This is a genomic window from Bradyrhizobium iriomotense, assembly GCF_030160715.1.
Lineage (GTDB): Bacteria > Pseudomonadota > Alphaproteobacteria > Rhizobiales > Xanthobacteraceae > Bradyrhizobium > Bradyrhizobium iriomotense.
Map to the genome: position 1 here is coordinate 54120 of NZ_BSOW01000031.1, position 14969 is coordinate 69088.

A 14969-nucleotide genomic window follows, 5' to 3' on the forward strand; every position below is an offset into this window, starting at 1 on the left:
CCAGGAGGGACATTATGAGCGCACACGAAAGCATGGAGCATGCGGAGCATGCCGAGCACGCATCAGGCGAGAACAAGAAGATCGCCCTTCTGATCGCGGTGCTGGCGCTGTTCCTTGCGATCTCGGAGACGCTCGGCAAGGGCGCGCAGACCGAAGCGATCAGCAAGAACGTCGAGGCCGCCAATCTCTGGGCGTTCTTCCAGGCCAAGAGCATCCGCCGCACCGTGGTGCAGACCGCGGCCGAGCAGGGCAAGCTCACGCTGGGCACGGCCAGCGACGACGCCAACAAGGCAACCATCCAGAAGCAGATCGAGGACTGGCAGAAGACCGCGGCGCGCTATCGCTCCGAGCCGGAGACCGGCGAGGGCACCGAGCAGCTTGCCGAGAAGGCCAAGCACGCCGAGCACGAGCGCGACGAGGCGACCGCAAAATACCATCACTTCGAGCTGGCCTCGGCCGCCTTCCAGATCGGCATCGTGCTAGCCTCGGCCACCATCATCACCGGCATGCTGGCGCTCGCCTATGTCGGAGGCATCCTGACGCTCGCCGGCATCGTGATGACCGCCCTCGGCATGTGGTGGCCGCATCTGTTGCATCTGCACGGGTAGCGCGAGGCGGCGCACCTTGCTCCACCGTCGTCCCGGCGAAGGCCGGGACCCATACCGCGTGATCTATCGATTGCTTACGGTGGGAATACCGAACGACGAGTCTTCGCCAAACTTCTCCCTGGGATTATGGGTCCCGGCCTTCGCCGGGACGACACCTGAGAATTGGCACGAGCTCACGCTCGACAACTAGGTTTGCGACAATCACCGCGCTTCGTGCACGCTCTTGCGGAAGCGTTGGATCAGGCGGAGCGTGCGGGAGGACCAGCCCTCGCCATTCCCGGAGAGGATGTTCTTGATGCGCTGCTTGGTCGGTTCGACCAAAGCCGTCGCCTTGGCGCGCATCCTCAGCACAAAGTCATAGAGCCGCTCGAACCACGCCATCTCCAGGAGCTTGTCGCGCGTCACGTCGAAGATGAAGGCGGTAACGCCAACGCCCAGAAGCTTTGCGAACAGAATCATGAAGGCCGCGCTGAACCAGTACTGGTTCGCGAGGAGCCAGAGCCCCATCAGCTTCAGCGGAAACAGCGGGATGATAGGCACGGCGAAGACGATCAACGTCATTGCCGGCGACAACGCGTCGACGCGATCGGTCAGCCATTCCTTGAACCGCGCGAGCGGGATCGCGGCGACGACACGCGCCACGATCGGCTCGAGATGGTCCCACAGCCAAGCTTCGATCAAAAAGATGATCGCCAGCAGGACCCAGACCGGTTGAAGTAGGCGGCGCAGCATGTGTTTCCCGCCCGATTCGGCTCGGCGCGTCGCCTACATATGGATGGCCCGCTTGCCGACTGCAAGCGCGGCTTCCTTGATGGCCTCGGAGCGGGTCGGATGCGCGTGGCAGGTACGGGCGAGATCTTCCGCGCTGCCCCCAAACTCCATCAGCACACACGCCTCGTGGATCATTTCGCCGGCTTCGCGGCCGATGATGTGCACGCCAAGCACGCGATCGGTCTTCGCATCTGCGAGAATCTTCACGAAGCCGTCAGTGGTCTGGTTGACCTTGGAGCGACCGTTGGCGGTAAAGGGAAACTTCCCGGCGGTGTAGGCCACGCCCGCCTGCTTGAGTTCTTCCTCGGTCTTGCCGACGGAGGACACTTCCGGCGTGGTATACACCACACCTGGGATCACGTCGTAATTCACGTGGCCGGCCTGGCCGGCGAGAATTTCCGCAACCGCAACGCCTTCGTCTTCCGCCTTGTGCGCAAGCATCGGGCCGGCGACGACATCGCCGATGGCATAGACGCCCTTCAGGGTGGTCGCGAAGTGGGCATCGATCTGGACGCGGCCGCGATTGTCCAGCGCAACGCCGGCCTCCTTCAGTCCGAGACCGTCGGTGTAGGGCACGCGGCCGATGCAGACCAGCACGACATCGGCCTCGATGGTCTCGGCGGCACCGCCGGCCGCCGGCTCGACCTTCGCAAGCAGCGCCTTGCTGTTTGCCTCGACGCCCGTGACCTTGGAGCCAAGCTTGAATGCAAATCCCTGCTTTTCAAGAATACGCTGGAATTGCCGTGCGACCTCGCCGTCCATGCCGGGCAGGATGCGATCGAGGAATTCGACGACCATGACTTCGGCCCCTAAGCGGTGCCAGACCGAGCCGAGTTCGAGCCCGATCACGCCCGCGCCGATGATCAGCAGCTTGCCCGGCACCTTCTCCAGCGACAGCGCGCCGGTCGACGACACGATGCGCTTCTCATCGATCTCGATGCCCTTCAGCCGCGCGATGTCCGAGCCGGTGGCGATCACGATGTTCTTCGTCTCGACCACCTGCGACTTGCCGTCGGCGGAGACCTCGACCTTGCCGGTGCCCAGGATCTTGCCGGTGCCCTTGAGCACGTCGATCTTGTTCTTCTTCATCAGGAACTCGACGCCTTTGACGTTGCCGTCGATGCCCTGCTGCTTGAAGTTCATCATCGCCGGAAGCTCAAGCTTCGGCGCGGAAACGCTCACGCCCATCTTGGCGAAGGAGTGCTCGGCTTCCTCGAACATCTCCGAGGCATGCAGCAGCGCTTTCGAGGGCATGCAGCCGACATTGAGGCAAGTGCCGCCGAGGGTGGCGTTCTTTTCCACCACGGCGACTTTCATGCCGAGCTGGCTTGCGCGCACCGCGCAGACATAACCGCCCGGTCCGGTGCCGATGACGACGAGATCGTAGGTAGCCATGAGAGGAAGTCCTGTAGGAGATGTTGAGATGTGTCAGCGTCCGCCGGACACATCGAGAATGGCTGAGGTGACGTAGGAGGCATCGTCCGACATCAGCCAGACGATGGCATTGGCGATTTCCTCCGCGGTGCCGACGCGCTTCATCGGCACCATATGGGCCAGACGATGGGCGCGGTCGGGCTCGCCGCCGGCGGCGTGGATCTCGGTGTCGATCAGGCCGGGACGGATCGCGGCGACGCGGATGCCTTCGCCGGCGACCTCGTAGCCGAGACCGATAGTAAAGGAATCGACCGCGCCCTTGGAGGCGGCATAATCAACATAGGTGTTGGGTGCGCCGAGCCGGGCTGCGACCGACGAGAGGTTGACGATAACGCCGCCCTTGCCGCCGTGCTTGGTCGACATCCGCTTTACCGCCTCGCGCGCGCAGAGGATGGAGCCGGTGACGTTGACCGCCATCACGCGCTGGATGCGCTCGGCCGTCATCTCGTCGACGCGCACACCGCTCTTGCCGACGATACCGCCATTGTTGACGAGAGCGCCGAGCGCGCCGAACTGATCGGCAGCCTTGAACAGCGCGAGGATATCCTTCTCCTCGGCGACGTCGCACTTCACCGCGATCGCCTTGCCGTTCATGGCCTCGATCCGGGCGATGACGTCGTCGGCCGCTTTCTTGTTGCTGGCATAGCCCACAACGACACGGAAGCCGCGCGCGGCCGCCGCAATCGCGGTCGCCCGCCCGATGCCACGGCTGCCGCCGGTGATGATCGCAACCTTGTCCGTCACGTTCGCCTCCATCTTTGCGCACACGCCGTCGCCCGTGCGAGCGACGGCGCTTTCAAGACTTTGGGTGTCAGAGGTCCAGAACGAGCCGCGCCGGATCTTCCAGGCTCTCCTTGACACGGACCAGGAAGGTGACGGCTTCCTTGCCGTCGATCACGCGGTGATCGTAGGACAGCGCCAGATACATCATCGGGCGGACCTCGATCTTGCCGCCGACGACCATCGGCCGCTCCTGGATCTTGTGCATGCCGAGGATGCCGGACTGCGGCGCATTCAGGATCGGCGTCGACATCAGCGAGCCGTAGATGCCGCCATTGGTGATGGTGAAGGTGCCGCCCTGCATCTCGTCGATCTTGAGCTGGCCGTCGCGCGCGCGGCGGCCGAAATCGGCGATGCCCTTCTCGATGTCGGCGATCGACTTCTGATCGCAGTCCCGGACCACGGGCACGACGAGCCCCTTGTCGGTGCCGACCGCGACGCCGATGTGATAGTAATTCTTGTAGATCAGGTCGGTGCCGTCGATCTCGGCGTTGACCGCCGGGATGTCCTTCAGCGCCTGCACGACCGCCTTGGTGAAGAAGCCCATGAAGCCGAGCTTGGAGCCGTGCTTCTTCTCGAACACGTCCTTGTAGTGCGCGCGCAGCGCCATGACGTTGGTCATGTCGACCTCGTTGAAGGTCGTCAGCATCGCAGCCGTGTTCTGCACGTCCTTCAGGCGCCGCGCGATGGTCTGGCGCAGGCGGGTCATCTTGACGCGTTCCTCGCGCGCGGCGTCATCGGCCGGCGACGGCGCACGCACCTGCACGGCCGCGGCCGGCTGGTTGACCGGGGTCGGCGCGGACGCAGCACGTTCGATCGCGGCGAGCATGTCGCCCTTGGTGACGCGGCCGTCCTTGCCGGAGCCCGGAACGGTCGAGGCGTCGATGCCGGTCTCGGCGGAGAGCTTGCGCACCGACGGGGCGAGCGGTGCATCGGCGGGCGGCGCCTTCGGCGCAGCAGGCGCGGGCGCAGCGGCGGTAGCTGCCGCTGCAGCAGCGGGCTTGGCGGGAGCCGCGGCCGGCTTGGCAGCACCGGCTCCGTCCGTGATCTGGCCGAGCAGCGCGCCAACCGCAACCGTCACGCCGTCGGCGGCAATGATCTCGCTGAGCGTGCCGGCGGAGGGCGCCGGCACTTCGATCGTGACCTTGTCGGTCTCGAGCTCCACCAGGGGCTCGTCGACGGCGACGGGATCGCCGGCCTTCTTGAACCAGCGGCCGATGGTGGCCTCGGTGACGGATTCGCCGAGCGTCGGCACACGAATTTCAGTCATGGTCTTTTCCTTAATCGCTTCTGCCGTCATCGTCCGCCTTGTGCGCAATTGCGCACTGGGGGCGGACGATCCAGTGCTCCGTGACGATCGTGATCAAAACGGACGACGCGGCGTACTGGATGCCCCGCCTTCGCGGGGCATGACAAATTAGGGTGGTATCAGCTCAGTGCTTCGTCCAGGAACGCTTTCAACTGTGCCAGATGCTTCGACATCAAGCCGGTGGCGGTGGCGGCAGACGCGGCGCGGCCGACATAGCGCGGACGCCGGCTTGCGCCGCTCACCTGGTTGAGCACCCATTCGAGATAGGGCTCGATGAAGTGCCACGCACCCATGTTGCGCGGCTCCTCCTGGCACCAGATCACCTCGGCCTTCTTGAAGCGCGAGAGCTCGGCGACCAGCGCCTTCAGCGGCACCGGATAGAGCTGCTCGATGCGCATCAGGTAGATGTCGTCGATGCCGCGCTTCTCGCGCTCCTCGTAGAGGTCGTAATAGACCTTGCCCGAGCACAGCACGATGCGGCGGATCTTGTCGTCCGGCACCAGCTTGGTCGCCTCGCTCGACAGCATCTGGGCGTCATCATAGAGGATGCGGTGGAACGTCGTGTCCTTGGCGAGCTCGTCGAGCCGCGACACTGCGCGCTTGTGGCGCAGCAGCGACTTCGGCGTCATCAGGATCAGCGGCTTGCGGATCTCGCGATGGAGCTGACGGCGCAGCACGTGGAAGTAGTTCGCCGGAGTGGTCGGGTAGACCACCTGCATGTTGTCTTCGGCGCAGAGCTGGAGGTAGCGCTCGAGGCGTGCGGAGGAGTGCTCCGGCCCCTGCCCCTCATAGCCATGCGGCAGCATGCAGACGAGGCCCGACATGCGCAGCCATTTGCGTTCGCCCGAGGAGATGAACTGGTCGAACACCACCTGCGCACCGTTGGCGAAATCACCGAACTGCGCTTCCCACATCGCCAGCGCATTGGGCTCGGCCAGGGAGAAGCCGTATTCGAAGCCGAGCACCGCTTCTTCCGAGAGCAGCGAATTGATGACCTCGTAATGGCCCTGCTCGCCGCCGAGATGGTTGAACGGCGTGTAGCGGCTCTCGTCTTCCTGGTCGATCAGCACCGAATGACGCTGCGAGAAGGTGCCGCGCTCGGAGTCCTGGCCGGACAGCCGCACATGGTGACCTTCCTGCAGCAGCGAGCAGAACGCCAGCGCCTCGCCGGTCGCCCAGTCGATGCCAACGCCGTTATCGATCGCCTTGGCACGGTTCTCCAGGAAGCGCTGGATGGTGCGGTGGACGCGGAAACCATCCGGCACCTTGGTGATCTTGCTGCCGATCTCCTTCAGCACCGGGATGTCGACGCCGGTGACGCCGCGCCGCGCATCTTCCTCCTGGTCGGCGATCTTGAAGCCGGCCCACTTGCCGTCGAGCCAGTCGGCCTTGTTCGGCTTGTAGCTGGTGCCGGCCTCGAACTCGGCATCCAGCCGCGCACGCCAATCAGCCTTGGCCTTCTCGACCTCGCCTTCCGTGATGACACCCTCGGCAACCAGCCGCTTCGCATAGATCGAGAGCGTCGATGGGTGCGAGGCGATCTGCTTGTACATGACCGGCTGGGTGAAAGCCGGCTCGTCGCCCTCGTTATGGCCATACCTGCGATAGCAGAACATGTCGATGACGACCGGCTTGTGGAATTTCTGCCGGAACTCGATCGCGACCTTGGCTGCGAACACCACGGCTTCCGGATCGTCGCCGTTGACGTGGAAGATCGGCGCATCGATCATCTTCGCCACGTCGGACGGGTAAGGCGAAGAACGGGAATAACGCGGATAGGTGGTGAAGCCGATCTGGTTGTTGACGATGAAATGCACCGAGCCGCCGGTGCGGTAGCCCTTCAGGTCTGACAGACCGAAGCACTCCGCAACCACGCCCTGGCCGGCAAACGCCGCGTCGCCATGCATCAAGAGCGGCAGCACCGAGATGCGCTGGTCCGGCGGATCGCCATGCTGGTCCTGCTTGGCGCGCACCTTGCCGAGCACGACGGGATCGACGATCTCGAGATGCGAGGGGTTGGCGGTCAGCGACAGATGGATGCGGTTGCCGTCGAACTCGCGGTCCGAGGACGCGCCGAGATGATACTTGACGTCGCCTGAGCCCTCGACGTCCTCCGGATTCGCCGAGCCACCCTTGAACTCGTGGAACAGGGCGCGGTGCGACTTGGCCATCACCTGCGTCAGCACGTTGAGGCGACCGCGATGCGGCATGCCCAGCACGATTTCCTTCACGCCGAGATTGCCGCCGCGCTTGATGATCTGCTCCAGCGCGGGGATCAGCGACTCGCCGCCGTCGAGGCCGAAGCGCTTGGTGCCGGTGAACTTGATGTCGCAGAACTTTTCGAAGCCTTCGGTTTCGATCAGCTTCGTCAGGATGGCGCGGCGACCTTCACGGGTGAACGAGATCTCCTTGTCCGGCCCTTCGATGCGCTCCTGGATCCAGGCCTTCTGCGCCGCGTTGCTGATATGCATGAACTCGACGCCGAGCGTCTGGCAGTAGGTGCGCTCGCAGATCGCGACGATCTCGCGGAGCGAGCCGTATTCGAGGCCCAGCACGTGATCGAGGAAGATCTTGCGGTCGAAGTCGGCCTCGCTGAAGCCGTAGGTGCGCGGGTCGAGCTCCTCGCGGTTGCGCGGCGCCTCGATGCCGAGCGGATCGAGCTTGGCGTGGAAATGCCCGCGCATGCGGTAGGCGCGGATCAGCATCAAGGCGCGCACCGAATCGCGGGTGGCCTGGAGCACGTCCGCGGAGGACAGATCAGCCCCCTTGGCCTGCGCCTTGGCGGCGATCTTGGTGCCGACCGCCTTCTCGACCTGGGCCCAGTTGCCGTCGAGCGCCGACGTCAGGTCGTCCTGGGGTGTCACCGGCCAATTGTCCCGGGCCCAGGACGGTCCCTCCGCGTTCTTGCGAACGTCGGCCGGCTGGTCCTTCAGGCTCTGGAAGAACTCCTGCCACTCGGCGTCAACCGAGGAGGGGTCTTTCTCGTAGCGGGCGTAGATTTCGTCGATGTAGGTGGCGTTGGTGCCCTGCAAAAACGATGAGAGGGCAAAGGCTGCGTTCGCGTCCTGGCGAGACATACTTGAGTTCCTGGCGATTTCGGTTCGCGCAAATGAAAACGGCGCCGACACCGATCCTCCGGCAGCGGATCGGCGTGTGAGGCACCGTTTACCCCATTTCGTAGGAAACTTCGCTCGGAAAAGAACGAAGAAGTGAATCCGTTTTCAAAATCTCGTTAGATCAATAGATGGCCGAAAAAGAGGGCCGAAACGGAGGAAACCCGGGCAAAGCCCGGGCTCCCTGATGCAACTGACACCACGCGCGGTCCGCGCCGGTGCTACTTCAGCAGTTCGGCCAGCGTATGCCCGAGCCGCGCCGGGGATGGCGAGACGATGATCCCGGCCGATTTCATCGCTTCGGTCTTGGAACCGGCGTCGCCCTTGCCGCCGGAAATGATCGCGCCGGCATGGCCCATGCGGCGGCCAGGAGGTGCGGTAACACCGGCAATGAACCCGACCATGGGCTTCTTGCGACCGCGCTTGGCCTCGTCCTTGAGGAACTGGGCGGCGTCCTCCTCGGCGGAACCGCCGATCTCGCCGATCATGATGATCGACTCGGTCTTGGGGTCGGCCAGCAGCATTTCCAGGACGTCGATGAACTCGGTGCCCTTGACCGGGTCGCCGCCGATGCCGACCGCGGTGGTCTGGCCGAGGCCTTCCTGGGAGGTCTGGAACACGGCTTCATAGGTCAGGGTACCGGAGCGGGAGACGATACCGACACTGCCGGTCTTGAAGATGTTGGCGGGCATGATGCCGATCTTGCATTCGCCGGCCGTCATGACGCCGGGGCAGTTCGGCCCGATCAGGCGCGACTTGGAGCCGGCAAGCGAGCGCTTCACGCGGACCATGTCGAGGACCGGGATGCCTTCGGTGATGCAGACGATCAGCGGGATCTCGGCATCGATGGCTTCGCAGATCGCATCCGCCGCGCCCGGCGGCGGAACGTAGATCACGGACGCATCCGCGCCGGTCTTCTCACGCGCCTCGCGAACGGTGTCGAACACCGGCAGGCCCAGATGCGTCGCGCCGCCTTTGCCCGGCGAGGTGCCGCCGACCATCTTGGTGCCGTAGGCCATCGCGGCTTCGGAGTGGAAGGTGCCGTTCTTGCCGGTAAAGCCCTGGCAGATGACCTTGGTGTTCTTGTCGATCAGGATGGACATGAGGTCTGCTTTCGCGAAACTAACAGTGAGAGGTCAGTGGATGCGACGATAGACGCCGGTGAGCACGTCGGCCCAGCCTTCCGCGTCCGGCGAGAACTGGATCTTCAACGAATAGGAATTGTCGTCGATGATCTCGTAGACGTGGCGCGCATTGCCGCGCAGCGAGCCGCGCACCAGGGTCAGGGTCTTGCCGACCCAGCCGCCGGAGGCGGGCGAAGGCGGCGTGTAGCCGAGCGAGTCGTACCAGAACAGCTTGTAGGTCCGGTCGTCGCGGTCGTAGGTGAAGAGGCCGTGGGTGGCGAAGATCTGCTTGCCGTCACGCATCTGGACACCGTCCTGGATCAGGTAGAAGCCGTTGAGATCCATGCGCGCCACGATGCGTGAGGTCGCCGGCCCGCCGGCGTTCCAGCGCGACGGGTAGACCATCTCCTCGCCATTCCATTCACCGGCGAACGCGGCGAGACGCGCGTGTTCCGGCAGCGGAGATGATGCGGCGAGATGGTCCTTGGGCATGGCCTAGCCTCCCTTGACGGCCTTCACGATCTTCTGCGCGGCGTCATCGAGATTGTCGGCCGGCACGACGTTCAGGCCTGATTCACGGATGATCTTCTTGCCGAGCTCGACATTGGTGCCTTCGAGGCGGACCACCAGCGGGACGCTGAGGCCGACTTCACGCACCGCAGCGGTGACGCCCTCGGCGATCACGTCACACTTCATGATACCACCGAAGATGTTGACCAGGATGCCCTTCACGTTGGGATCGGCGGTGATGATCTTGAAGGCGGCGGCGACCTTCTCCTTGCTGGCGCTGCCACCGACGTCGAGGAAGTTGGCCGGTGCCATGCCGTAGAGTTTGATGATGTCCATGGTCGCCATGGCAAGGCCGGCGCCGTTGACCATGCAGCCGATATTGCCGTCGAGGGTGACGTAGTTGAGATCGTATTTCGAGGCCTCGATCTCCTTGGCATCCTCTTCGGTCTCGTCGCGCAGCGCCACCACCTCGGGATGACGGAACAGTGCGTTGTCATCGAAGGAGACCTTGGCGTCGAGCACGCGGAGCTGGCCCTGCTTGGTCACGACCAGCGGGTTGATCTCCAGCATCGACATGTCCTTGGCGACGAAGGCGGCGAACAGCTGCGCGGTGAGCTTTTCCGCCTGCTTGGCGAGATCGCCGGACAGGTTCAGCGCCTTGGCGACGGTGCGGCCGTGATGGCCCATGATGCCGGTCGCCGGATCGACCGAGAAGGTGACGATCTTCTCGGGCGTGTTGTGCGCGACGTCCTCGATGTTGACGCCGCCTTCGGTCGACACCACGAAGGAGACGCGCGAGGTCTCGCGATCGACCAGGATCGAGAGATAGAACTCCTTGTCGATGTCGGAGCCGTCCTCGATGTAGAGGCGGTTGACCTGCTTGCCGGCCGGGCCGGTCTGAACGGTCACGAGCGTGGCGCCGAGCATCTGCTTGGCGAATTCGGCAACTTCAGTGGCCGACTTGGCGATGCGTACGCCGCCCTTGTCGCCGGCGCTGGCTTCCTTGAACTTGCCCTTGCCGCGCCCGCCGGCATGGATCTGGCTCTTCACCACCCAGACGGGGCCCGGGAGAGCCTTTGCCGCCGCTTCCGCGTCCGCTGCCTTCAGCACCGGAACGCCCTTGGAGATCGGCACGCCGAACTCGTTCAAAAGCGCCTTGGCCTGGTACTCATGGATATTCATCTGGTCGCTCCCTGAACCCGCGCGTGGTGACCTCGGGGGTTCACCTCTAATTTGCCGTCTGGCATACCATATACCACGACATCTGCAACCCGGAATCTTTTGGAATCTGGACTGCCGGAGCCGGAAACCCGTCTGATGGGGTCCCGGACATGAAAGCGCCGAGGATCGGGTCCGATCCTCGGCGAGATTTCTTTCCGATCAGCGGCCCAGAAGGTCGGGCGCGATCTTCTTGCAGGCATCGACCAGGCCGGATACTGCACCGACCGACTTGTCGAAGGCCTCGCGGTCCTTGCCGGCGAGCTCGATCTCGACGACACGCTCGACGCCCTTGGACCCGATGACGACGGGCACGCCGACATACATATCCTTCACGCTGTATTCGCCGTTGAGATACGCGGCGCAGGGCAACACGCGCTTCTTGTCCTTCAGATAGCTCTCGGCCATCGCGATCGCGGAGGCCGCCGGCGCATAGAAGGCCGAGCCGGTCTTCAGCAGGTTGACGATCTCCGCGCCGCCATTGCGGGTCCGGTCGACGATCTCGTCGAGGCGCGCCTGCGAGGTCCAGCCCATCTTGACGAGGTCGGGCAGCGGAATGCCGGCGACGGTGGAGTACTTCACCAGCGGCACCATGGTGTCGCCGTGGCCGCCGAGCACGAAGGCGGTGACGTCCTCGACCGAGACATTGAACTCGTCGGCCAGGAAGTAGCGGAAGCGCGCCGAATCCAGCACGCCGGCCATGCCGACGACCTTCTTGTGCGGCAGGCCCGAGGCCTTCTGGAGGGCCCAGACCATCGCGTCGAGCGGGTTGGTGATGCAGATGACGAAGGCGTCGGGGGCGTACTTCTTGATGCCGGCGCCGACCTGCTCCATGACCTTGAGGTTGATGGAGAGGAGGTCGTCGCGGCTCATGCCGGGCTTGCGCGGCACGCCGGCGGTGACGATGCAGACCTTGGCGTTGTCGAGCGCCTCGTAAGAATTCGCGCCGGTGTAATGCGCGTCAAAACCGTCGACCGGCGAGGACTGTGCGATGTCGAGCGCCTTGCCCTGCGGCACGCCCTCGGCGATGTCGAACATCACCACGTCGCCGAGTTCTTTCAGGCCGATGAGATGAGCCAACGTTCCGCCGATCTGACCGGAGCCAATCAAAGCAATCTTGTCGCGCGCCATGTGAACCTGTCCTTTAGACACGTAAGGAGGGGAAAACTGAGACGGGTGGTTATCCCTTTCGCCTCGCCCGTTCAAGTCGCCGAATGCCCAATTGTCGGGCTTGCCGAGATAGCAGCCAGCACACAGGGACCGTCATTCCGGGATGCGCCGAAGGCGCAGGCCCGGAATCCATCGGGCGACAGAGTTGGTGGCGCGATGGCTTCCGGGCTCGTCGCTCCCGGGCCGCGCTTTGCACGGTCCCGTCGCGACGCCCCGGAATGACAGCGCTGGCAAATAGGACTTAAGTCTCCACCAGGCCCTTGGTGGAGCCGCTGGCGGTGGAATCCTTGCGGCCGTGCGGCTGCGCCAGATAGGATTCCGAGCTCATCTCGATCAGGCGCGAGGACGTGCGCTTGAACTCGTTGGCCTCGTTGCCTTCGTTCGCCAGATACAGCGATACCGGATTGGCTTCGGCCGAGGCCATCAGCTTCACGGCATTGTCATAAAGCGTGTCGATCAGCGTGATGAAGCGCTTGGCGGCGTTGCGCTCGGCGAGGTCCATCACTGGAATATGGTCGACCAGGATGGTGTGATAGTCGTGCGCGAGCCGAAGATAGTCGGATGCGCCGAGCGGCTTCTCGCAGAGATCGGCGAACGAGAACCGCGCAACGCCATGCGCCGAGCACGGCACGTGCAGGATGCGGCCCTTGATCGAAATATCGCGCGACTTGCATTTGGCCTGGCCGGTCATCTTCGCCCAGGCGCGGTCGAGCGCGGCACCGGCGTCGGCATCGGCCGGCACCAGCCACATCTTCACGCCCTGAAGTTTCTCCAGCCGGAAGTCGGTGCGCGCATCGAGCCGCAGCACGTCCATGTGGTCATTGATCTGTGCGATGAAGGGAAGGAACAGCGCGCGGTTGAGGCCGCCCTTGTAGAGATCGTCGGGCGCGACGTTCGACGTCGCCACGACCACCGTGCCGAGCTCGAACAGTTTTGCGAACAACCGCCCCAGGATCATCGCATCCGCGATGTCGGTGACGTGGAATTCGTCGAAGCAGAGCAGCCAGCTCTCCTCGAAGATCGCATGCGCCGTTAGCGCGATGACGTCGCCATCGGCGATCTCGCCGCGGGCGATGTTCTGGCGATAGCCATAGATGCGCTCGTGCACCTCGGCCATGAATTCGTGGAAATGCGCGCGGCGCTTGTGCGCGACGGAGGAGTGCTGAAAGAACAGGTCCATCAGCATGGTCTTGCCGCGCCCGACCTCGCCATGGACGTAGAGCCCGCGCGGCGCATCGTTCTTGTCGCCGTTGCCGAACAGACGGCCGAGCAGGCTCTGCTTGCGCGCCGGCTTGTAGCTCGCAAGCCGCTGGTCCAGCGCCGCATAGGCCTCCGCGACCTCGGCCTGGGCCGCATCCGGCTCGATCGCGCCGGACGAGACCAGCGCCTGGTATTCCGCGCGGAACGATGAATTGGGGGTGGAGAGCATGGCCCCTTACCGCCAGAGACCGGCCGAAAATGCAAGCCGAGAATTGGTGCCAGGGGGTATGCGCTGGCGGGGTTACGGCGCCGTCAAGGCGCCGCATTCTGGAATGCCAGCGTCAACGAAGGCTTCGGCGCCGTCAGCCGCCTACGCGCAGAGATCGTAACTATCCTCGACCACATAGGGCCCGCCGCCGGTGGATGCGCGCGAGGAGAACAGCACAAAGCGTTCGGCCGTAAACACCTTGCTGGGGAAATAGCCGCGCACCGAGAGATAGTCGGCGACGTCCTGGCTCGAGGCATCGTGCAGCCGTGCCAGCGTGACGTGCGGGATGAACTTGCGGCCCTCGGGATCTAGACCGATGCGCTGCATCATCCGCTCGAGCTCGGCCTGCAACTCGATCAAGGGCCGGCTCGGCTCGATGGCAGCGACGACGGCGCGCGGCTTGCGGCCGCCGAAGCTCGTGAGCCCCTGCAACTTCACCTCGAACGGCTTGCGGTTGACGCGAAACAGCAGCGAGGCGATCTCGTTGGCGGACGCGCCGTCGATATCGCCGATGAAGCGCAAAGTGACGTGATAGTTTTCGGGATCGATCCAGCGGGCGCCGGGAAGGCCGCCCCGTAGGTTTGAAAGCGTCTGACCGACCTCGGCCGGAATTTCCAGACCCGTAAACAAACGCGGCATCGTTGAACCTCCCGATGCTTGGGCATGGCCATGAAAAAGGACCATATCCAAATTAGAGCCGGCGACGAATCACCGGTAACCTGATTCCTATCGCAGTTATGTGACTCTGCGAAGCTTGGCGCGGGCCACCCCGGGAAAACCCTGGGAATTAGGGTTAGTAATGCCTGCTTTTCAACGCCGTTGCCCGCTTATCGTGCCGAGGAATGCCTCGACGGTGGGCATGATGTTCTTGACGATGATGTCGACGCCAGCCGCGGTGGGATGAATGCCGTCGGCCTGGTTGAGCTTGGCGTCGGCGGCGACGCCGTCGAGGAAGAACGGATAGAGCGGCACGTCGAATTTTTTTGCCAGATCCGGATAAATCGAATTGAAGCGCGCAGCATAGTCGGCTCCGTAGTTTGGCGGCGCCAGCATGCCGCACAGCATCACCACAACGCCGCGCGCCTTCAGCCGCGCCACGATGTCGCTGAGCGCCGCGCGCGTGACGTCGGGGTCGAGCCCGCGCAGCGCATCGTTGGCCCCGAGCTCGACGATGACGCCCTCGGTTCCCTCCGGCACCGACCAGTCGAGCCGGTCGCGGCCGCCGGACGAGGTGTCGCCGGACACCCCGGCATTGATCATGTCGACAGCTATACCTTTGTCCTGCAAAGCTTTTTGGAGCTTCATAGGAAATGCGTCCTGGCCCTGAAGGCCGAGGCCGGCGCTCAAGGAGTCGCCGAGCACGACGAGCTTGATCTGCGGTTTGGCCTGCGCGCTGGCGCCGGCAATCCCCGTCATTAAAGCGACCATCAACACGGCTATGTGCATGAAGAATCCGTAACGCCT

Annotated in this window: 13 protein-coding genes; 1 reads left to right on the top strand and 12 read right to left on the bottom strand. The window is 64.0% G+C overall.

Annotated features, from left to right (window positions below):
• Positions 1–14: 14 nt before the first annotated feature.
• Complete coding sequence (locus QQL28_RS34365; RefSeq protein ID WP_284272822.1) at positions 15–608, top strand: DUF4337 domain-containing protein; 594 nt, start codon at positions 15–17, stop codon at positions 606–608.
• A gap of 201 nt (positions 609–809) precedes the next feature.
• On the opposite strand, the gene QQL28_RS34370 is transcribed toward QQL28_RS34365, so the two are convergent.
• From QQL28_RS34370 to QQL28_RS34425, 12 genes are all read right to left on the bottom strand, one after another.
• Complete coding sequence (locus QQL28_RS34370; protein ID WP_284272823.1) at positions 810–1340, bottom strand: hypothetical protein; 531 nt, start codon at positions 1338–1340, stop codon at positions 810–812.
• Positions 1341–1373: 33 nt separating this feature from the next.
• Entirely contained in the window at positions 1374–2774 is a 1401-nt protein-coding gene (gene lpdA, locus QQL28_RS34375) for a dihydrolipoyl dehydrogenase (RefSeq protein ID WP_284272824.1), read from the bottom strand.
• 33 nt (positions 2775–2807) lie between these two features.
• The gene (locus tag QQL28_RS34380; RefSeq protein ID WP_431309693.1) at positions 2808–3569 is read right to left on the bottom strand and encodes an SDR family oxidoreductase; all 762 of its coding nucleotides are present in this window, start codon (positions 3567–3569) and stop codon (positions 2808–2810) included.
• 55 nt (positions 3570–3624) lie between these two features.
• A complete protein-coding gene (gene odhB / locus QQL28_RS34385) occupies positions 3625–4863 on the bottom strand; it encodes a 2-oxoglutarate dehydrogenase complex dihydrolipoyllysine-residue succinyltransferase (protein WP_284272828.1) in 1239 nt (412 codons plus the stop codon).
• Positions 4864–5021: 158 nt separating this feature from the next.
• Positions 5022–7979 (bottom strand): 2-oxoglutarate dehydrogenase E1 component, encoded by a 2958-nt coding sequence (locus QQL28_RS34390; RefSeq protein WP_284272829.1) that lies wholly within the window; start codon positions 7977–7979, stop codon positions 5022–5024.
• A 257-nt stretch (positions 7980–8236) separates the two neighbouring features.
• A complete protein-coding gene (sucD, locus tag QQL28_RS34395; protein ID WP_284272831.1) occupies positions 8237–9118 on the bottom strand; it encodes a succinate--CoA ligase subunit alpha in 882 nt (293 codons plus the stop codon).
• Positions 9119–9151: 33 nt separating this feature from the next.
• Positions 9152–9631: a DUF1579 family protein gene (locus QQL28_RS34400; protein ID WP_284272833.1), complete on the bottom strand. Its 480-nt coding sequence runs from the start codon at positions 9629–9631 to the stop codon at positions 9152–9154.
• A gap of 3 nt (positions 9632–9634) precedes the next feature.
• On the bottom strand, positions 9635–10831 hold the full coding sequence (gene sucC / locus QQL28_RS34405; RefSeq protein ID WP_254101860.1) for an ADP-forming succinate--CoA ligase subunit beta: 1197 nt from the start codon (positions 10829–10831) through the stop codon (positions 9635–9637).
• Positions 10832–11029: 198 nt separating this feature from the next.
• Positions 11030–11998, bottom strand: coding sequence for a malate dehydrogenase (gene mdh / locus QQL28_RS34410; RefSeq protein WP_284272838.1), 969 nt, complete (start codon positions 11996–11998; stop codon positions 11030–11032).
• Positions 11999–12278: 280 nt separating this feature from the next.
• The gene (zapE, locus tag QQL28_RS34415; RefSeq protein WP_284272840.1) at positions 12279–13466 is read right to left on the bottom strand and encodes a cell division protein ZapE; all 1188 of its coding nucleotides are present in this window, start codon (positions 13464–13466) and stop codon (positions 12279–12281) included.
• A 141-nt stretch (positions 13467–13607) separates the two neighbouring features.
• A complete protein-coding gene (gene thpR / locus QQL28_RS34420) occupies positions 13608–14144 on the bottom strand; it encodes an RNA 2',3'-cyclic phosphodiesterase (RefSeq protein ID WP_284272842.1) in 537 nt (178 codons plus the stop codon).
• 171 nt (positions 14145–14315) lie between these two features.
• Positions 14316–14951, bottom strand: coding sequence for an arylesterase (locus QQL28_RS34425; RefSeq protein ID WP_284272845.1), 636 nt, complete (start codon positions 14949–14951; stop codon positions 14316–14318).
• Between the last annotated feature and the right edge of the window lie 18 nt (positions 14952–14969).

Coding starts and splice junctions, on each gene's coding strand:
- QQL28_RS34365 (WP_284272822.1), top strand. CDS start 15: ATGAGCGCACACGAAAGCATGGAGCATGCGGAGCATGCCGAGCACGCA.
- QQL28_RS34370 (WP_284272823.1), bottom strand. CDS start 1,340: ATGCTGCGCCGCCTACTTCAACCGGTCTGGGTCCTGCTGGCGATCATC.
- lpdA (WP_284272824.1), bottom strand. CDS start 2,774: ATGGCTACCTACGATCTCGTCGTCATCGGCACCGGACCGGGCGGTTAT.
- QQL28_RS34380 (WP_431309693.1), bottom strand. CDS start 3,569: ATGGAGGCGAACGTGACGGACAAGGTTGCGATCATCACCGGCGGCAGC.
- odhB (WP_284272828.1), bottom strand. CDS start 4,863: ATGACTGAAATTCGTGTGCCGACGCTCGGCGAATCCGTCACCGAGGCC.
- QQL28_RS34390 (WP_284272829.1), bottom strand. CDS start 7,979: ATGTCTCGCCAGGACGCGAACGCAGCCTTTGCCCTCTCATCGTTTTTG.
- sucD (WP_284272831.1), bottom strand. CDS start 9,118: ATGTCCATCCTGATCGACAAGAACACCAAGGTCATCTGCCAGGGCTTT.
- QQL28_RS34400 (WP_284272833.1), bottom strand. CDS start 9,631: ATGCCCAAGGACCATCTCGCCGCATCATCTCCGCTGCCGGAACACGCG.
- sucC (WP_254101860.1), bottom strand. CDS start 10,831: ATGAATATCCATGAGTACCAGGCCAAGGCGCTTTTGAACGAGTTCGGC.
- mdh (WP_284272838.1), bottom strand. CDS start 11,998: ATGGCGCGCGACAAGATTGCTTTGATTGGCTCCGGTCAGATCGGCGGA.
- zapE (WP_284272840.1), bottom strand. CDS start 13,466: ATGCTCTCCACCCCCAATTCATCGTTCCGCGCGGAATACCAGGCGCTG.
- thpR (WP_284272842.1), bottom strand. CDS start 14,144: ATGCCGCGTTTGTTTACGGGTCTGGAAATTCCGGCCGAGGTCGGTCAG.
- QQL28_RS34425 (WP_284272845.1), bottom strand. CDS start 14,951: ATGCACATAGCCGTGTTGATGGTCGCTTTAATGACGGGGATTGCCGGC.